The sequence below is a fragment of the Nesterenkonia suensis genome, assembly GCF_054782935.1.
The window spans coordinates 1,187,383-1,205,990 of the sequence record NZ_BAAGRN010000001.1; the positions used below are offsets into that span (position 1 = coordinate 1,187,383).

The window sequence follows — 18,608 nt, forward strand, 5'->3', positions numbered from 1 at the left end:
ACGTGGCCTGATCCATACTGGAAGCGCTTGCAGTGAGGTGGCTCACGAATCCGCCTCTCTCCACCGCACCTGTCATGCACATCGACGATCAGAGGGACACACCATGAGGGCCAACACCACCCGAGCCCGCAGCGCCGGCGCAGCCCTGGCAGCCGGAGCGCTGCTGATGACCGCCTGCGGAGGCGATGACACGACCCCCGAGGGCGGCGATGCCGAGGCCCCCGAGGCCACCGGCAGTCTGACGGTCTGGGTCGACGCCGACCGGGCCGACGTTCTCCAGGACGCCTCCGCGGACTTCACCGAAGACACCGGCATCGATGTGGAGATGGTCCAGCAGGACTTCGCCGACGTCCGGGACCAGTTCGTCTCCCAGGTGCCCACCGGCGAGGGCCCGGACGTCGCCGTCGGCGCCCATGACTGGCTGGGCACCCTGGTCACCAACGGTGTGGTCGCCCCCATCGAGCTCGGGGACAAGGCCGCAGAGTTCCAGGACGTCGCCCTGGAGGCCTGGACCTACGACGGCAACCTCTACGGCCTGCCCTACTCCATCGAGAACATCGCGCTGCTCCGCAATGCCGAGCTCGCTCCTGAGGCGCCCGAGACCTACGAGGACATGATCGCCGCCGGCGAGAGCGCCGACGTCGACTATCCCTTCCTGGTGGGGCTCGACCCGACCGAAGCCGACCCGTACCACCTCTACCCGTTCCAGATGTCCTTCGACGCCCCCGTCTTCGGCACTGACTCCGAGGGCGGCTACGACGCCGAGGACCTGCGCATCGGCGACGAGGGCGGCGTGGACTTCGCCGAATGGCTCGGCCAGCAGGGTGCCGACGGGCTGTTCAACACCAACATCGACGGTGACCTGGCCCGGGAGAACTTCGTCGAGGGGAACACTCCGTTCCTGATCACCGGACCGTGGAACGTGCCGGCCGCCCTGGAGGCCGACATCGACCTGCAGGTCGACCCGATCCCCTCTGCGGGCGGCTCCCCCGCCCAGCCCTTCGCCGGGGTCCAGGGCTTCTTCCTCTCTGCCCAGAGTGAGAACGTCGTGGCCGCGACCACCTTCCTCACGGAGTATGTCGGCTCCGCCGAGATCCAGACTGCACTCTACGAGGTCGGCGGACGTGCTCCGGCCCTGACCGAGTCCTTCGACGCGGCCCTCACCGATGACGAGATCGTCGCCGGATTCGGCGAAGTCGGCGCCGAGGCCGTCCCGATGCCCAGCATCCCGGAGATGGGCGCTGTCTGGGAGTACTGGGGCACCACGCAGGCCGCGATCATCAACGGTGAGGGCGACCCGGCCGAGCTCTGGGAGAGCATGGCCGACGACATCGCCGGAGCCATCGACTGATCCGCGATGACCACCACGTCTCCCGCCCCTGAGAAGCCCCAGCCGGCCGCGGACCACACCCGCGGCCGGCGGGCCCCCGGGCGTCGCTCACGCCAGGCGGAACGCCTGGCGGAGGCCGCCTCTGTGGGATGGAAGCTGCTCCTCTTCAAGATCCTGGCTCTCGGCGTGCTCAACGCCGTCGCCGTCTACGCGGCCCTGGTGCTGTTCGCCGGGGGCCGACCGCTGGTCGGCGGCGCCGTCGTCGCCGTGGGGCTCCTGATCTCCTGGGTCTATCTCCGCCGCGGCGGCCTGCCGGCGAAGTACCTGCTGCCCGGTGTGGCGTTCCTGCTGATCTTCCAGATCTTCATGGTGCTCTACTCCGGCTACGTGGCCTTCACGAACTACGGCACCGGCCACAACAGCGACAAGGACGATGCGGTGCACGCGATCATGCTCCAGAACCAGGAGCGCGTGCCGGACTCTCCGACCTACCCGTTGGCGGTGGCCGAGCGCTTCGGAGAGCTGTCCTTCGTGGTCACCGATCCAGCCGGTGATGTCTTCATCGGCTCCGAGGATCAGCCTCTGGAGCGGGTCGACGGTGTCGTCACCGATGCCGGGCGGGTGGTCGATGTGCCCGGCCACGATGTCCTCGACTTCGCCGAGGTGCTCCAACGCCAAGGCGAGATCACCCAGCTGGCGGTGCCTTTCAGCGAGGACCCCAACGCCGGAGTGCTCCGCACCCAGGATGCCCAGTCGGCCTTCCTCTACACCTCCCGGTACGTCTATGACGCCGAGGCTGACACCATGACCAACACCGACACCGGGACGGTCTACGCCGACACCGGTGACGGCGCGTTCACCTCCCCCGAGGGCGAACAGCTGCTGCCGGGCTGGCGGATCCACGTCGGGCTGGACAACTTCGTGCGTGCCGCCACGGAGCCGGCGATCCGGGGGCCGCTGATCTCGGTGACGATCTGGACCTTCGCCTTCGCGTTCCTCTCGGTCGCGACGACGTTCGTGCTGGGTCTCTTCCTGGCCATGGCGCTCAACGATCCCAGGATGCGCAGCCGGAAATACTACCGGCTGATCATGATCCTGCCCTATGCCTTCCCCGGGTTCCTCTCGGCGCTGGTCTGGGCGGGCATGCTCAACCAGGAGTTCGGATTCGTCAACAACGTGCTCTTCGGCGGTGCCCAGATCCCCTGGCTGACCGATGCGCTCCTGGCGAAGATCTCGATCCTGCTGGTGAACCTCTGGCTGGGCTTCCCCTATATGTTCCTGGTCTGCACCGGAGCGCTGCAGGCGATACCCGACGAGCTCACCGAAGCCGCGCAGATGGACGGCGCCAGGCCCTTCCAAGCCTTCCGCATGATCAAGCTGCCGCTGCTGCTGGTCTCTCTGGCGCCTCTGCTGATCTCGGCGTTCGCCTTCAACTTCAACAACCTGACCCTGATCTACATGCTCACCGGAGGTGGGCCCCGCGACATCGACGCGGACATCAACGTCGGTGCCACCGACATCCTGATCACTCTGGTGTACAAGGTGGCGTTCGTGGGTGCGGACCGGGACTACGGGCTGGCCAGCGCCTTCGCGATCCTGATCTTCCTGCTGGTGGGAACCGTGTCCGTCATCGCGTTCCGTCAGACCAAGTCACTCGAGGAGCTGAACTGACATGTCGGTGCAGACCACCCCCGCAGGGACCGCCGCCGTCCCCTCCGACGAGCCCCGCGTCGTCCGGACCCGACGTCCCTTTCGGGTCTGGATGCGGCAGACCGGGTGGCGTCACCTGGTCGGCGTCGCCATCGCGGTCTTCTCGATCTTCCCCCTGGTCTATGTGTTCTCCGCCTCGCTGAACCCCGGGGGCACGCTGATCACCGCCAACAGCCTGTTCCGGAACATGAGCCTGGACAGCTATGTGGAGCTGTTCAACAGGCCCCAGCAGCCCTATGCCGCGTGGTTCGGGAACACGCTGTTCATCGGGCTGACCGCCTCGGCAGGCAGTGTGCTGCTCGGGGCGTTGGCCGCGTATGCGTTCTCGCGGATGCGGTTCACCGGACGGCGGGTCGGGCTGATCACCCTGCTGCTGGTGCAGATGTTCCCGCAGCTGCTGGCCGTGGTGGCGATCTTCCTGCTGATGCTCACCATCGGTGAGATCTTCCCGGCCATCGGCGTCAACAGTCAGGTGGGTCTGATCATGGTGTACCTGGGCGGAGCTCTGGGGGTGAACACCTATCTGATGTATGGCTTCTTCAATACGATCCCGCAGTCCATCGATGAGGCCGCCCGGATCGACGGAGCCGGTCACGCCCGGATCTTCTTCACGATCATCCTGCCGCTGGTCTCCCCGATCCTGGCGGTGGTGGCGCTGCTGTCCTTCATCGCGACCACCAACGACTTCGTGGTGGCCTCGGTGCTGCTGATCGATCCGGAGAAACAGACTCTCGCGGTGGGGCTCTACCAGTTCGTCTCCCAGGAGACCTCGCAGAACTGGTCGATCTTCGCCGCCGGGGCCGTGCTGGCCGCGATCATCCCCGTGGCGCTGTTCCTGGCGCTGCAGAAGTACATCATCGGCGGTCTGACCGCCGGAAGCGTGAAATGAGGACCCCCTATGGCCCCTGCCCGCCGCACCGCCCCCTGCAGGGATGCTGCTCTGCTCCCCCACCATGACGGCTCCGCGCTGCATGTCTCGCACGAGGCTCCCGCACTCGGCGAGCAGGTCCGGGTGCGACTGCGCGTGCCGGAGGGCTTCGGCCCGCTGAAGGCTGTCCTGGTGCGGTCGAATCCGGACCGCGAGCCAGTCTGGGACGAGGCGGTCCTTCTGGGGACCGCCGGGGGCTGGCAGTGGTGGGAGGCTGAGGTCACCGTGCACAACCCGCGCCACGGCTACCGCTGGCTGCTGCGGGGTGAGGACGGGGCCGTGCACTGGCTGAACCAGTCCGGCCTGCACTCCGGAGAGGTCCGCGACGTCGACGACTTCGTCCTGCTGGCCACCCCGCCGGCCCCGGCCTGGCTGGCCGAGTCGGTGATGTACCAGATCTTCCCGGACCGCTTCGCCCGGTCTGCGGAGGCCGACCAGCGTGAGGCCCCGGAGTGGGCCATTCCAGCCGCCTGGGACGACCCGGTGGACCCGGTGATGCCCGGGCGCTGTCAGCAGCTCTACGGCGGTGACCTCGACGGGATCGTGGAGAAGCTGGACCACCTGGCAGGCCTCGGAGTGGATCTGCTGTATCTGACCCCGGTCTTTCCCGCAGCCTCCAACCACCGGTACGACGCTTCCAGCTTCGAGCGGGTGGACCCGCTGCTGGGTGGGGACGAGGCCTATGTGCGCCTGGTCAGGGCCGCCCATGCCCGTGGCATGCGGGTGATCGGAGACCTCACGACCAATCACTCCGGAGACCGCCATGAGTGGTTCCAGACCGCGCTCGCCGATCCCGAGTCTCCGGAGCGGGAGTACTACTACTTCGCCGACGATGAGGCGGAGGAGAGCGACGCTGCTGGGGAGGGTCTCGGGTACGAGGCGTGGTTGGGCGTGCCGTCCCTGCCGAAGTTCGACTGGTCCTCCCAGCAGTTGCGCGAGAGGTTCATCGAGGGGGCTGACTCCGTGGTCGCCCGCTGGCTGCTGCCCCCTTTCGAGGCCGACGGCTGGCGGATCGATGTGGCCAACATGACCGGCAGGCTGCGCGATGTGGACCTCAACGCCGAGGTGCGGCAGATTCTGCGCCGCACTATGGAGACGGTCAACCCGGACACCGTGCTGCTGGCCGAGTCCACCAATGACGCCACTGAGGATCTCCAGGGCGACGCCTGGCACGGAGCCATGACGTATCCGGCCTTCACCCGGCCGCTGTGGTCCTGGCTGAGCGAGCCCGCCGGGGAGCCCTGGACCACGGCCGAGGGTGAGCAGCGCACTGAACCGTGGTTCTTCGGGCAGCCGCTGGGCGGGATCCCGCGGGCCACCGCGGCGGAGTTCGCCCAGGCGGTGAACCGGTTCTCCGCGGGGATCCCGTGGCGGATCCGACTGGGCAACATGCAGCCGCTGAACACCCATGACACCGCACGGTTCGCCACGCATGCCGCTGAGGGCGCCATGCCGCTGGCGCTTGGTCTGGCGATGACCCTGCCCGGCGTCCCGGTGCTCTTCGCCGGCGACGAGTTCGGGCTCACCGGGGCTGACGGGGAGCTCAGCCGCGCCCCGATGCCCTGGGGCACCGAGTCTGATCCGGAGGTCGCCGAGCGGCTGGCGCTGTGCCGGGAGCTGGTCGGTCTGCGCCGGGGCCATGAGGTGCTCGCCCGCGGAGGGATGCGCTGGATCCACACCGACGACGACGCCGTGGTGTTCGTCCGCGAGTCGGCTGCCGAGAGCCTGCTGGTGCTGGCCACCATGGCGGAGCGTGAGCTGGATCTCCCGGCGGCGATCGTGCCGGGTCTGGCGGCTCTCCGAGAGCAGCAGGGTGAGCAGGGTGAGGTGGCCTCACGGTTGCTCGGTGAGGCGGCGCTGGAGGTCCCCACCGAGGCTGCGCGGATCTCCGCCGTCGGCCCTTCCTTCACCGTGTGGAGCCTGCCTGGGGTTCCTGTTCCGCGTTGAGCCGCGCTGTTCCGCGTTGAGCCGCGCTGAGCGTTGCGCCCGCAGGGGCGTCGGAGAGTGGTCCCCGGTGCACCTGCGGGCATCTCCTGCCGGTTCGCCCCTGCTGCCTCGCATGTCAGTGCTCCGTCGTAGCCTCCCTTTGTCTTCGAAACTGTGTTCGAACTACGATGGAGGGGCGAGAGGCGACGCCACGCTCCCCGCTCGCTCCTTCCCATCGTCAGCGAACACTGCACCTGTGCGCCCTCGGGCGCTGGACCAAGGGAGTAGAGCTGATGAGCCCCACCTCGACCACCCCCGCCCTCCCCGGCGTCGTGCGCCTCGTCGCTCCGGAGGAGGCTCGCCGTCTCGCCGCGGCACGGAGCCAGAGTCCGTCGAACCGCACCTCGGCGCCGGGCCCTGGCGCAGATTCCCGCACCGACGCAGCCGTCATCCCGCTCTCGCGGGCCCTCAGCGAGGAGCTGACCGTCGAGTGCGACGACGGCGGCATCCCGTCTCGGCTGTGTTGGCGGAATCGCTGGCATACCGTCGTGGAGGAGCCGGTCCGCTGGTTCGAGCGCCGTCGTTGGTGGCTCGAGGACGCCAGGGTGGAACGTGGCCGCGGCGCCGGCGTCGTCGACCATGAGATCTGGCGGCTCCAGATCCGCCTGGAGGCCGCGTCCCGAGCTGTGCCTCGGACCGTCGATCTGAGCCGCCATGCGGGCTCCGGACGATGGCGGCTGCTGAGAGTCCACGATGCGGCAGCCTGACCTGTTCACCCCCGACCTGCTCACCCCTGGTCGGCGCGCCCTGTCCCGGGCAGCCTTCTGGCGAAGGCTCTCCTGATGGGCGGGTTCGTACATCTCGACGTCGCCTCCTCCTTCAGCGCCCACTACGGCGCCAGCTGGCCGGAGGACCTGGTCGCGGCGGCCGCCGCGGACGGTGCGGACGCCGCAGCCTGTGTGGACCGGGACGGACTGTATGGGGCGGTCAAACATGTCTCCGCCTGCCGTCTCCATGGCCTCTCCCCCATCCTCGGGGTGAACCTGCAGGTCGTCGAGGATCTGCCCGACGGCGACAGCGTGGACCGCGGGCGGGTGGTCCTGCTCGCCCACGGTTCGGCCGCCGGGTATGCGGCGCTGTGCCGGGCGGTCTCGGCGGCCCATCTGCGGGACACCGGCTCCGGGCCTCGGCTCCGCCTCTCTCAGCTGGTGGAGCTGGCCTGCCCCGCAGGGGTGCGGGCCGTGACCTCCGGGGCAGTGGAGCCTGCGCTGTTCGTGCTGCTGGGCCCGGAGAGCGACATCGGCGACGCGGCGGCCACCCGGCGCTACGCCCGGGCCCGGGGCCTGCTGCGTGGCTGGCGGGCCGTGCTGGGGACCGTCCCGCTGCGGATCGAGGTGGTCTCCCACCTCGCCCCTCCCGGCGAACCGCTCTCCACCGCCCATGCCGCACGGATGCTGGCCATCGCTGAGGACTGCTCGGTGGCTCCGGTGCTGACCAACATGGTGCGCTTCGCCCAGGAGGACGACGCCACCACCGCCGATGTGCTCGACGCGGTCCGGGTGCTCTCCAGCCTGCAGGTCACCGAGACGCTGCAGCCCAACGGTCAGGGCTGGCTCAAGCCTGCCCGGACGATGGAGCGTCTGGCCGGGGAGATCTGCGCGGCCAGTTCGGCGGCGCGCAGCGGCCCCGTCGCGCTGCTGGAGCACACCCGGACGCTGGCGCAACGGTGTCTGGTGGATCCGGAGGAGCATATGAGCTTCCGCGTGCCGAAGGTCCCGGAGGCCCGGGTGCTCGGGCTCGGGAGGCAGGGGCGCGGCACGGATCCGCGCCGCGAGCTGCGCCAACGCTGCGAGGTCGGGCTCGCCGCACGGTTCCCCGGGCTGTCCTCCTCTGCCGCCGCGCAGGTGCAGGGCCGGCTGGAGCATGAGCTGGCGATCATCGAGGACCTCGGATTCGCCAGCTACTTCCTGACCGTTGCGGAAGTGGTCGCGATGGTCGAGCAGATGGGGGTGCGGGTCGCCGCCCGCGGCTCGGGAGCTTCATCCCTGGTGAATCATCTGTTGAGGATCAGTGCGGTGGACCCGATCGAGCATGACCTGATCTTCGAGCGTTTCCTCTCGCGGAGACGCTCCACCCTGCCGGACATCGACATCGACGTGGAGTCGGCCCGCCGTCATGAGGTCTACCACCGGATCTTCGAGAGGTTCGGGCCGGAGCGCACCACGCTGATGAGCATGCAGAACAGCTACCGGATCCGCGGGGCGGTGCGCGACGCCGGCCTCGCCCTGGGGCTTCCGGAGGAGGAGATCGCCCAGATCGCCGAGACCATGTGGCGCTTCCCGGCGCGCCAGTTCCGCGAGGCGCTGGCGGAGAAGCCGGAGCTGCGCACCGTGGCCGCCCGGCTGGACTCTGCACGGGGACAGGGGCGCCAGCAGCTGGACCTGCTGGTGGACCTCACCGAGCGGCTGGACCGGCTGCCCCGGCACATCTCCACCCATCCCTGCGGGATCATCCTGGGTGATCAGCGGCTGCTGGACCTCACCCCGGTCCAGCCCTCCGGGGTGGACGGACTGCCGATGAGCCAGTTCGACAAGCACGACATGGACCCTATGGGCTTCCTGAAGCTGGACGTGCTGGGGGTGCGCATGCAGTCCACCATCGCCCACGCCCTGCAGGAGGTGCACCGCACCACCGGAGAGCGGATCGATCTGGAGGCGGTGGACCGCGACGATGAGGCCACCTACCGTCTCATCCAGTCCACCCACACTCTGGGATGCTTCCAGGTCGAGTCCCCGGGGCAGCGGGAGCTGGTGGGCAAGTTGGTGCCACGGTGCTTCTCCGACCTGGTGGTGGACATCTCCCTGTTCCGTCCGGGGCCGATGGGGTCAGGCATGGTGACCCCCTATCTGGAGCGGCGGCACGGCTTCGAGCCGAGACGCTTCCCTCACCCGGATCTGGCCGAGGTGCTGGCCGAGACCCACGGGGTGACGATCTACCACGAGCAGGTGCTGCGTCTCTTCGACACGATGACCGGGTGCGGGCTCGCCCTGGCCGATGAGCTCCGCCGTGCGCTGGGCGGCTCCGAGCAGGACGGGGTGGAGGAGTTCTTCCGCACCCGAGCCGCCGCGGGCGGGTATGCGGACAGTGTCATCGACGAGGTCTGGGAGATCCTGGACAGCTTCGGCTCCTTCGGCTTCTGCAAGGCCCATGGGGCGGCCTTCGCCGTGCCGACCTTCGAGTCGGCCTGGCTGAAGACCCATCACCCGGCGGCGTTCCTGGCCGGGCTCTTCGAACATGATCCGGGGATGTATCCGCTGCGGCTGCTGGTGGCCGAGGCCAGGCGTCTGGGGGTGCCGCTGCTGGGCATGGATGTCAACCGTTCGAATCGGCACTACGTGCTGGAACAGCTGGAGGATCCGGCAATCCCGGACGAACAGGACCGGCCGTCCGCAGCAGTGGGCATCCGCATGGCGTTGACCAGTCTCGCGGGCATCAGCGAGGCGGAGCTCGACAGAATCACGGAGACTCAGCCCTTCGACTCACTCGCGGATCTGCGTGATCGGGCCCGTCCGAAGCGCCCCACGCTGCGTGCCCTGGCCCAGGTGGGGGCCCTGGACTCGCTCATGCCAGGAGGGCGGAGTCGACGCGGTGACCTGATCGCCGCCGTCGCAGAGAAGACCCAGGCGAAGGTGTCCACCTCGCGGCGCCGGGAGGTGGCCGGACAGCTGCCGCTGCCGATCGCCGATGTGGAGCTCGCCGCCCTGCCGGCCTCCCACTCCGCGCCGGAACAGGACGAGCTCATCGCTGATGAGCTCCGACTGACCAGCATCGACGTCACCGGTCATGTGATGGAGACCCATCGGCAGACGATGGACCGTTTCGGCGTGACCCGGGCGGAGGACCTGCTGACGCTGCGCAGCGGCTCCACCGTGCGAGTGGCCGGCATCCGGGTCGCCACCCAGACGCCTCCGATGGCCAGCGGACGGCGAGTGGTGTTCATCAGCCTCGACGACGGCACCGGCTGCGCCGACGTCGCCTTCTTCGACGAGGCGCAGAACAACGCCGGGGAGATCCTCTTCACCGCCCGGCTGATGCTGGTAGAGGGCACGATCCGCCGCACCGGGCCCCGGGCGGTGAGCATCCAGGCCTGTGAGGCGTGGGATCTGCGGCGCGAAGACCACGTGGAGCAGGTCTCCCGACGCCGGGTGCCGCAGGCTGCGCGCGCGGCTCAGCCGGTGCGGACCGGCTCCAGGTCCTCGGCCTCCTCCTCGGTGAAGAGGCGGGAACGGATCATGAACCGATGACCGGTGGGCCCCTCGATGGAGAATCCCGCGCCGCGGCCTGTGGTGACGTCGATCGTGATGTGGGTGTGTGACCAGTACTCGAACTGTGCCCGGGAGATCCACACCGGGACGGGTTCGCCCGTGCCGGCGTCGAGCTGACCGAGCAGCACGTCCGACGGCCCGGTGAGAAACGTCCCCTGTGTGTAGCACATCGGGGCGGAACCGTCGCAGCAGCCACCGGACTGGTGGAACATCAGCGGTCTGCCATGCTCGTGCCTCAGCCGTCGCAGCAGCGCTGCGGCCTCCTCGGTCACGCTGACCCGTGGGTGCGCCATGATCCTGACTCCCTTCTGGACGCCGGGGCGGCCCCTGCTCGCACAGGGACCGTCCCGACTGACGTCGCCCGGCGGCTCAGAAGAGCCCGGCCGGGCCTTCCGAGTAGCTGACCAGCAGGTTCTTGGTCTGCTGATAGTGGGCGAGCATCATCGCATGGTTCTCGCGGCCGATGCCGGACTGCTTGTACCCGCCGAAGGCGGCGTGGGCCGGGTACTGGTGGTAGCAGTTGGTCCAGACGCGTCCGGCCTGGATCTCTCGGCCGGCCCGGTAGGCGGTGTTCGCCTCGCGGGACCACACGCCGGCGCCGAGCCCGTAGAGGGTGTCGTTGGCGATCTCCATGGCGTCCTGGTAGCCGGAGAATCCGGTCACCGAGACCACCGGGCCGAAGATCTCCTCCTGGAAGATCCGCATCGAGTTCTCGCCCCGGAAGATCGTCGGCTGCACGTAGTATCCCTCGGAGAGGTCTCCGCCCAGGTCCACCCGTTCGCCGCCGAGGAGCACCTCGGCGCCCTCCTTCCTGCCGATGTCGATGTAGGACAGGATCTTCTCCAGCTGGTCGTTCGAGGCCTGGGCCCCGATCATCGTGGAGGTGTCCAGAGGGTTCCCCTGGGTGACTTTCCGGGTCCGGTCGATGGCGTCATCCAGGAAGCCCTCGATGATGGAGTCGTCGATCAGGGCACGCGACGGGCAGGTGCAGACCTCGCCCTGGTTCAGGGCGAACATGGTGAAGCCCTCGAGCGCCTTGTCGTAGAACGCGTCCTTCTCTCGGGCGACGTCGTCGAAGAAGATGTTGGGGCTCTTGCCGCCGAGCTCGAGGGTCACCGGGATCAGGTTCTGCGTGGCGTACTGCATGATGAGCCGGCCGGTCGTGGTCTCCCCGGTGAAGGCGATCTTCCGGATCCGGGGGCTGGAGGCCAGGGGCGCCCCAGCCTCCGCGCCGAAGCCGTTGACCACGTTGACCACGCCCTCCGGGAGCAGATCGGCGAGGAGCTCCATCAGCACCAGGATGGAGGTCGGGGTCTGCTCGGCGGGCTTGAGCACGACGGCGTTGCCGGCGGCCAGCGCCGGGGCGAGCTTCCAGGTGGCCATCAGCAGGGGGAAGTTCCAGGGGATGATCTGCCCGACGACTCCGAGCGGCTCGTGGAAGTGGTAGGCGACGGTGTCGCCGTCGAGCTCGGAGATCCCGCCCTCCTGGGCCCGGATCGCCGAGGCGAAATAGCGAAAGTGGTCGACCACCAGAGGCAGGTCGGCGGCCAGGCACTCCCGCACGGGCTTGCCGTTGTCCCAGGTCTCCACGACCGCCAGCATCTCGAGGTTCTCCTCGACGCGGTCGGCGACCCGATTCAGGACCACGGCGCGCTCCGCCACAGTGGTGCGACCCCAGGAGGGTGCGGCCCGGTGGGCGGCGTCGAGGGCCAGCTCGATGTCCTCCGCATCGGACTGCGCGATCTCGGTGAAGGTCCGACCTGTCACCGGTGAGGGGTTCTCGAAGTATCGGCCCTTCACGGGTGCGGTCCACGCTCCGCCGATCCAATTGTCATAGCGGGCCTTGAAGGTCACCAGGCTGTCTGGGCTGCCGGGCTGCGCGTAGACGGTCATCGGGACTCCTTCGTCGTGATGGTCAGTGACGTCGACCCATGGTCGGCTGCGAGGTCGGTCTGATGCGGTCGGCCTGATGTGACCTCGCTCACGACAGTGACGGTAGCTCCGCCGACGTTGCACCTTCGTTGCATGCCCGCCGCATCGTCGAGGTCACGGCACGGGCCCCTGCTGATGGCGGCTCAGATGTGATGCTCGTCTCGCCCCCGTGGTCTATCCTGACCGCACCACCGGGGTCACCGGAGGTCCCGTCCGGAAGTCCCGACGTGCATGACGACTGTGTCCTCACCACTGCAGGAGGTGCCATGGGCAGAGAGCCCATCCCTGATGAGCCGCAGACCTGATCTGTCCTGCCGCCGGTGCTGCGCGAGTCCTGGCTGCGTTCTGCGAGCTACCTCGACGACCCCGTGAGAGCCCAGGCGCCGATCGATCTGGACGCCGGTGACCTGAGCACGCTGCGTCGCGAGCATCCGCTCTCCGTCGCCATGCCGCTGCTGGACAGGCTGCTGGTCCGGCCCGCAAAGGAGGCGGGACTCGTCGTCGCCATCGGCGACGCCCAGGGGCGCCTCCTCTGGGTGGACGGGTCGCATCAGGCGATGCGTCGGGCCGAGACCAGCGCCTTCCAGGCCGGCGCCAACTGGTCGGAGCGCGCCGTCGGCACCTCGGCTCCTGGTACCGCGCTGGCCACCGGCCGGGCCGTCCAGGTGGATCAGGAGGAGCACTTCGTCCCGGCAGCCCACCAGTTCTCCTGCTCAGCCGCGCCGATCCGCTGCCCGCAGACCGGCGATCTGCTCGGCGTGGTGGACATCACCGGGGGCCCGGCTGCGGTGGAGACGCACGCGCTGCCGCTGGTGCTCGCTGCCATCACCGCCGCCCAGGGTGAGCTGCGCTCACGTCCCCGATCGGCCCTGCGGCTCAGATTCTCCGTGCTGGGCTCAGAGACCGGCACGGTCGCGACTGGAGAGTCGAGCTGGCGGTTGAGCCTGCGCCACGCCGAGCTGCTGACCCTGCTGGCCTGGGAGGCGTCATCGCCCTCCGGAGGCGGCGCCAGTGCTGCCCATCTGGCTGAGGAGATCTTCGGTGAGATGGGGCATGAGGTCGCACTGCGCGCGGAGGTGACTCGGCTGCGGCGGCTCCTCGCCGGTCTGCCGGGACGCGCGGACCCACCCAGGCTGCACTCTCGGCCGTACCGACTGGATCCGCCGCCGTGGCTGGATGCCGTCAGTGTCGTGCATGCCCTCGCCGCCGGCGATCGCACCACCGCGCTGGACCTGTACTCCGGGGAGCTGCTGCCCCGGTCCGAGGCGCCGGGGATCGCTCGGATCCGCTGGGAGCTCTCGGTGATGCTCCGAGAGTCGATCCTGCAGGACGGGTCCCCGTGGGAGATCTGTCGATATCTGCAGCTGCCGGAGGCGCGCGGTGACGGTGAGATCCTCCGGGAAGCACTGCGCCTGCTGCCTCCGGAGGCGCCCCAGAGGGCCCTGCTGATCGCCCGTTCGGAGCTCTGAACGGAAGCACCTCGCCGCTCGGGGAGGCCGATGGGTGCAGCCTCGCTGCAACGGTGCCATGACGAGCGTCACGGTCGTCATCGGTCATCGAACAGGCGAGGAGCACGACCATGAGCACCATGACGGCAGCAGTCGTCGAGGAGTTCGGCGCAGAGCTCACCACCCGGGAGCACGAGCGGCCCGAGCCCGGCCCGGGTCAGGCCCTTGTGCGACTGCTCGCCTCAGGCGTCTGTCACACTGACCGGCACGCCGCCGAGGGGAACGGCCGATCAAGCCCACTCCTCCGTTCATCCCCGGCCACGGGGGCCTGAGCGCGGTGGACAGGGTCGGGCCGGGCGTCACCGACGTCGAGATCGGACAGACTGGGGGCAACGCCTGGTTGTGGAGCGCCTGCGGGTCCTGCGAGCACTGCCGCACCGGGTGGGAGACGCTGTGTGAGGAGCAGATCGACGGAGGGTACCCCGTCGACGGTGCCATCGGGCAGTACATGATCGTCGATGCTCGCTTGGCCGCGGCGTTCCCCGGCGGTGCGGACCCCTTCGAGGTCGCCCCGTGCTCTGCGCCGGCGTGACGGTCTACAAAGGACTGAAGACGACCGGGGTCAGGCCCGGTCAGTGGGTGGTGATCTGCGGGCTCGGCGGCCTCGGGCACCTGGCGCGGCGGGACCATCGTCGTCAACGGTCTGCCGCCTGGCGAGTTCCCCGCGCCGATCTTCGACATCGTCCTCCAAGGGCTGACCATCAGAGGTTCGATCGTCGGCACCCGCCGGGACATGGTCGACGCTCTGGAGATCTGTTCCCGCGGCAGGATCCACCCGACGATCTCCACTCGCCCTCTGAGCGACATCAACGCGGTGTTCGACGAGATGCACCACGGGAAGATCGACGGCCGGGTGGTCATCGACTTCGTTCAGCGGGATTGACACGCTCAACGGGACCCGGCCAGGCGAGGGGCTTGGCCAGGCGGGACCCCAGGAGTGAGCCCAGGAGTGAGCCCATGGCGACGACTACCGGCTCCCGGAACTGCGCCTCCGGTCCGTCAGGGGCGCTGGCAGAGGACATCCGCCCAGCTCAGCCTGCCAGCGCGCGTCATCCATCCTCAGGGGTGGGCTCTCCCCCGCCCGCCGAGCAAGCTCACATGTCTCGGGAGGAGAGCACGCAGAACTCGTTGCCCTCGGGGTCGGCCAGCACCGTCCAGCTGGCGTCCTCGGGGGCGCCGACGTCGACGTGTTGAGCGCCCATGTCGACCAGGCGCTGGATCTCGGCGTCGCGGTCATCATCGGTGTGCGGAGCGAAGTCCCAGTGCAGCCGATTCTTGACGCGCTTGGCGTAGTCCACAGGCACGAAGACCATGCCCGGGGGGATGTGGTGAAACTCGAGGATCTTCACGAAGTCCTTCGCCCAGGGAGGGAGCACGGCGGCCTCGTCTTCGGTCTCGAAGACGACGTCCCATCCGAGGGCCTCCGCCCACCACCGAGCCAGCGCGCGGTGGTCCCGTGCCTCCACCACGGTGGAGTACCAACGCAGAGCCATCGGCGTTCCCCTCCTCACCAGCCGCCGTCAGGCGGGCCGCTGACCGGGCCTCACCCGCGGAGCGGAGGACGAGGCGTACACCCGACGGTCGGAGAACCAGGTTAGCCCATCAGTGGCGCGCCGATGAAGGGATCGAGCGCCAGGCCGACGAACAGCAGTGTGAGGTACATGATCGACAGGTGGAAGACCTTCATGGCCTTCTTGTCGCTCAGCGATTCACGCTGGGCCTGGCGGTGCAGCACATGGCATTCATAGAGGAACCACCCACCGGACACCGCCGCGAAGGCGGTGTAGGTGACCCCCGCCCAGCCCATGGGCACCAGCAGCAGGGAACAGACTACAGTCGCCCAGGCATACAGGACCACCTGCACGGAGACGGTCTTGGCGGTGGCCACGGCGCCGAGCATGGGCACATCGGCAGTCTGATAGTCCGTGCGGTACTTCATCGACAGCGGCCAGTAGTGCGGCGGCGTCCAGAGGAAGATGATGAAGAAGAGCACCAGGGCCGGCCACTCGACGGCCTCTCGGACAGCGGCCCAGGCGATGAGCACCGGGAAGCAGCCCGCCAGCCCGCCCCAGATGATGTTCTGCTCCGTGCGGCGCTTCAGGATGATCGTGTAGATGACCACGTAGAAGAAGATGGCGGCCGCACCGAGGCCGGCGGCGAGCGGATTGGCGCCGAACCACAGGATCGCCAGTGCGGCGACGCCGAGCAGCGAGGCGAAGACGACTGCCTCCCGTGGCGTCAGCTCACCGGTCACCAACGGGCGCTTCTTCGTCCGGTTCATGAGCTTGTCCATGTCCCGGTCGATGTAGCAGTTGAAGGCCCCGGCCGATCCGGCGGCGAAGGCCCCTCCGACCATGGTGGCCAGCACGAGCCAGAAGTCCGGGAAGCCCCGGTGGGCGAAGATCATCGTCGGAAGGGTCGTGACCAGCAGCAGCTCGATCACCCGCGGCTTCGTCAGCGCCCAATAGGCCGCAGCCTTGCGACGCCACGGCGACCGTACCTCACCGGCCGGTCTCCCAGCAGACGGCGAGGTGTCAGTCGACATGGACGCGCCGGATGCGGCGGCGGAGGATTTCTGGGTCACGTCTGATGCTCACAATGGGTCAAGGTGCAGTCGCGGTCGAGGGTCAGTCTATCGTCAGAGCGTCAGTCTGCGTGCCGTGGGGACGCCAGTGAGGCAGACTGTTTCGACACGCTGTAGAAGAGTCGGCGAGAACCTGTCCCGCGCTCTTGCGCCCACGGCCACAGAACCTGGGATCAGGCGTCGATGCGTTCGCGGTCGAGAGCCTTCGATCCTTCGATGATGAAGTCCTTCCGGGGAGCCACGACCGAGCCCATGAGCAGGTCGAAGACTCGTTCGGCGGCCTCGGCATCCTCGATCCGTATGCGTCGCAGAGATCGATGGGCCGGGTCCATCGTGGTCTCTGAGAGCTGGTCGGCATCCATCTCGCCGAGTCCCTTATAGCGTTGGATCGGCTCCTTGTATCGCAGTCCCTCGGACTCCAGGTGGGCGAGCAGCTGATTCAGCTCCGCCTCCGAGTAGGTGTAGCGGACCTCGTTGGGCTTCCTTCCGGAATGGACCACTTCGACCCGGTGCAGCGGCGGGACCGCCGCGAAGACCCGGCCCTGCTCGATCATGGGCCGCATGTACCGGAAGAACAGGGTCAGCAGCAGCGTGCGGATGTGTGCGCCGTCGACGTCGGCGTCGGTCATCAGCACGACCTTGCCGTATCGGGCGGCGTCCACATCGAAGGTCCGCCCCGAGCCGGCACCGATGACCTGCAGCAGGGCGGCACACTCGGTGTTGGAGAGCATGTCGGACACGGAGGCCTTCTGCACGTTGAGGATCTTGCCGCGGATCGGCAGCAGGGCCTGGTAGTCGGAGGAGCGGGCCAGCTTGGCGGTACCCAGGGCCGAGTCCCCCTCGACGATGAACAGCTCCGTGTTCTCCACGCCCTTGGAACGGCACTCCACCAGCTTCGCCGGCATCGAGGAGTTCTCCAGGGCGTTCTTCCGGCGCTGGGTCTCCTTGTGCATGCGCGCGGAGATCCGGGACTTCATCTCGGAGACGACCTTCTCCAGCACGGCGGTGGCCTGCTGCTTGTCCCCTCGCTTGGTGGAGTTGAGGCGTTGCCGGATCTCCTGGTCCACCACTTTGGAGACGATCTGACGCGCGGCGGGAGTCCCCAGGATCTCCTTGGTCTGGCCCTCGAACTGCGGCTCAGCGATGCGCACGGTCACCACGGCGGTCAGCCCTGCCAGGACGTCGTCCTTCTCCAGCTTGTCGTTGCCGGCCTTGAGTCGTCTGGCATTGGCCTCCACGGCCTTGCGGAAGGATTTCAGCATCGCCTGCTCGAAGCCGGCCAGGTGTGTTCCGCCCTTGGGCGTGGAGATGATGTTCACGAAGCTGCGCACCTGCGAGTCATAGCCCACGCCCCAGCGCAGCGCGATGTCCACCTCACAGTCCCGCTCGACGTCTTCGAGGTGGCTTCGACCATCGTCGCCGATTACCGGCACACGTTCGGTGAACCGCCCGTGGCCTTGGATCCGCCAGATGTCGGTCACCGGCGAGTCGGTGGAGAGGAAGTCGACGAACTCACTGATGCCGCCGTCGTACTGGAAGACCTCCTCGGACGGCGTCTCGCCGCGCTGGTCGCGGACTGTGATGCGCAGTCCGGGGATGAGGAATGCGGTCTGCCGTGCCCGGTTGGTGAGCTCCTCGTCGTCGAAGTGCGCATCCGGAGTGAAGATCTGTCGGTCCGCCCAGTATCGGATGGTGGTGCCGGTGATCCCGCGCTTCGCCTTGCCGATGACTTCCACCGGTGATCCTTCGGCGGCCGGGGTGAAATCCGCCTCAGGATCCGCAGCAGCCCCGGCGAAGGTGCCCGGTTCGCCTCGTCGGAAGGACATCTGATGGACCTTGCCGCCACGGGTGACCCTGGCGTCGAGACGGGCGGACAGGGCGTTGACCACAGAGGCGCCGACGCCGTGGAGACCGCCGACGGCGTTGTAGGATCCGCCGCCGAATTTGCCTCCGGCGTGGAGTTTGGTGAAGACGACCTCGAGCCCGGAGAGGCCGGTGCGGGGCTCGACGTCGACGGGGATGCCGCGGCCGTCGTCGGAGACCTCCACCGAATCATCGGAGTGCAGCACGATGGTGATCGTGGAGGCGTAGCCCGCCAGGGCCTCGTCGACGGAGTTGTCGATGATCTCCCAGAGACAGTGCATCAGGCCCCGGGAGTCCGTGGACCCGATGTACATCCCCGGCCGTTTGCGGACAGCTTCGAGGCCCTCGAGCACTGACAGATGCCGTGCGTCGTACTCGGATCGCTTCGCCACGGTTCTCCTCCTGCTGGACTCGGATCACGGGCCGTCTCGGCGCCGCCGGTGATCACCTCGCACCGGCGATGACTCCTGCCGGATCAGGCACAGACGCTGTCAGCCTATCC

Annotated in this window: 12 protein-coding genes and 1 pseudogene; 8 read left to right on the forward strand and 5 right to left on the reverse strand. The window is 68.4% G+C overall.

Annotation, left to right across the window (positions count from 1 at the left end):
- Positions 1–103: 103 nt before the first annotated feature.
- The 6 genes from ACYVKI_RS05210 to ACYVKI_RS05235 all read left to right on the forward strand — a co-directional run bounded on the left by ACYVKI_RS05210 (position 104) and on the right by ACYVKI_RS05235 (position 10,198).
- Positions 104–1,351, forward strand: a complete 1,248-nt coding sequence (locus ACYVKI_RS05210; RefSeq protein ID WP_460689245.1) for a sugar ABC transporter substrate-binding protein — start codon at positions 104–106, stop codon at positions 1,349–1,351.
- A gap of 6 nt (positions 1,352–1,357) precedes the next feature.
- Positions 1,358–3,001: an ABC transporter permease subunit gene (locus tag ACYVKI_RS05215; RefSeq protein ID WP_460689246.1), complete on the forward strand. Its 1,644-nt coding sequence runs from the start codon at positions 1,358–1,360 to the stop codon at positions 2,999–3,001.
- 1 nt (position 3,002) lies between these two features.
- The gene (locus ACYVKI_RS05220; protein WP_460689247.1) at positions 3,003–3,929 is read left to right on the forward strand and encodes a sugar ABC transporter permease; all 927 of its coding nucleotides are present in this window, start codon (positions 3,003–3,005) and stop codon (positions 3,927–3,929) included.
- A gap of 9 nt (positions 3,930–3,938) precedes the next feature.
- Entirely contained in the window at positions 3,939–5,915 is a 1,977-nt protein-coding gene (locus ACYVKI_RS05225) for a glycoside hydrolase family 13 protein (RefSeq protein ID WP_460689248.1), read from the forward strand.
- A 272-nt stretch (positions 5,916–6,187) separates the two neighbouring features.
- Positions 6,188–6,661, forward strand: coding sequence for a hypothetical protein (locus ACYVKI_RS05230; protein WP_460689249.1), 474 nt, complete (start codon positions 6,188–6,190; stop codon positions 6,659–6,661).
- A gap of 75 nt (positions 6,662–6,736) precedes the next feature.
- Complete coding sequence (locus ACYVKI_RS05235; RefSeq protein ID WP_460689250.1) at positions 6,737–10,198, forward strand: DNA polymerase III subunit alpha; 3,462 nt, start codon at positions 6,737–6,739, stop codon at positions 10,196–10,198.
- Here ACYVKI_RS05235 and ACYVKI_RS05240 read toward each other — a convergent pair.
- Positions 10,123–10,512, reverse strand: a complete 390-nt coding sequence (locus tag ACYVKI_RS05240; protein ID WP_460689251.1) for a DUF779 domain-containing protein — start codon at positions 10,510–10,512, stop codon at positions 10,123–10,125. The genes ACYVKI_RS05235 and ACYVKI_RS05240 overlap by 76 nt on opposite strands.
- Before the next feature lie 76 nt (positions 10,513–10,588).
- The gene (gene exaC, locus ACYVKI_RS05245; RefSeq protein ID WP_460689252.1) at positions 10,589–12,112 is read right to left on the reverse strand and encodes an acetaldehyde dehydrogenase ExaC; all 1,524 of its coding nucleotides are present in this window, start codon (positions 12,110–12,112) and stop codon (positions 10,589–10,591) included.
- Between the two features lie 359 nt (positions 12,113–12,471).
- On the opposite strand from exaC, the gene ACYVKI_RS05250 reads away from it, so the two are divergent.
- Both ACYVKI_RS05250 and ACYVKI_RS05255 read left to right on the forward strand, forming a co-directional pair.
- Complete coding sequence (locus tag ACYVKI_RS05250) at positions 12,472–13,620, forward strand: sigma-54-dependent transcriptional regulator family protein (RefSeq protein WP_460689253.1); 1,149 nt, start codon at positions 12,472–12,474, stop codon at positions 13,618–13,620.
- A gap of 110 nt (positions 13,621–13,730) precedes the next feature.
- A pseudogene (locus ACYVKI_RS05255) lies at positions 13,731–14,542 on the forward strand (alcohol dehydrogenase catalytic domain-containing protein).
- Between the two features lie 211 nt (positions 14,543–14,753).
- Here ACYVKI_RS05255 and ACYVKI_RS05260 read toward each other — a convergent pair.
- From ACYVKI_RS05260 to ACYVKI_RS05270, 3 genes are all read right to left on the reverse strand, one after another.
- Entirely contained in the window at positions 14,754–15,152 is a 399-nt protein-coding gene (locus ACYVKI_RS05260) for a VOC family protein (RefSeq protein WP_460689254.1), read from the reverse strand.
- 101 nt (positions 15,153–15,253) lie between these two features.
- Entirely contained in the window at positions 15,254–16,204 is a 951-nt protein-coding gene (locus ACYVKI_RS05265) for a heme o synthase (RefSeq protein ID WP_460689255.1), read from the reverse strand.
- Between the two features lie 212 nt (positions 16,205–16,416).
- A complete protein-coding gene (locus tag ACYVKI_RS05270) occupies positions 16,417–18,498 on the reverse strand; it encodes a DNA gyrase/topoisomerase IV subunit B (protein WP_460689256.1) in 2,082 nt (693 codons plus the stop codon).
- Positions 18,499–18,608: the final 110 nt, after the last annotated feature.

Bases quoted from the DNA above. Each gene is read 5' to 3' on its own strand.
- ACYVKI_RS05210 (WP_460689245.1), top strand. From the start codon at position 104: ATGAGGGCCAACACCACCCGAGCCCGCAGCGCCGGCGCAGCCCTGGCA.
- ACYVKI_RS05215 (WP_460689246.1), top strand. From the start codon at position 1,358: ATGACCACCACGTCTCCCGCCCCTGAGAAGCCCCAGCCGGCCGCGGAC.
- ACYVKI_RS05220 (WP_460689247.1), top strand. From the start codon at position 3,003: ATGTCGGTGCAGACCACCCCCGCAGGGACCGCCGCCGTCCCCTCCGAC.
- ACYVKI_RS05225 (WP_460689248.1), top strand. From the start codon at position 3,939: ATGGCCCCTGCCCGCCGCACCGCCCCCTGCAGGGATGCTGCTCTGCTC.
- ACYVKI_RS05230 (WP_460689249.1), top strand. From the start codon at position 6,188: ATGAGCCCCACCTCGACCACCCCCGCCCTCCCCGGCGTCGTGCGCCTC.
- ACYVKI_RS05235 (WP_460689250.1), top strand. From the start codon at position 6,737: ATGGGCGGGTTCGTACATCTCGACGTCGCCTCCTCCTTCAGCGCCCAC.
- ACYVKI_RS05240 (WP_460689251.1), bottom strand. From the start codon at position 10,512: ATGGCGCACCCACGGGTCAGCGTGACCGAGGAGGCCGCAGCGCTGCTG.
- exaC (WP_460689252.1), bottom strand. From the start codon at position 12,112: ATGACCGTCTACGCGCAGCCCGGCAGCCCAGACAGCCTGGTGACCTTC.
- ACYVKI_RS05260 (WP_460689254.1), bottom strand. From the start codon at position 15,152: ATGGCTCTGCGTTGGTACTCCACCGTGGTGGAGGCACGGGACCACCGC.
- ACYVKI_RS05265 (WP_460689255.1), bottom strand. From the start codon at position 16,204: ATGTCGACTGACACCTCGCCGTCTGCTGGGAGACCGGCCGGTGAGGTA.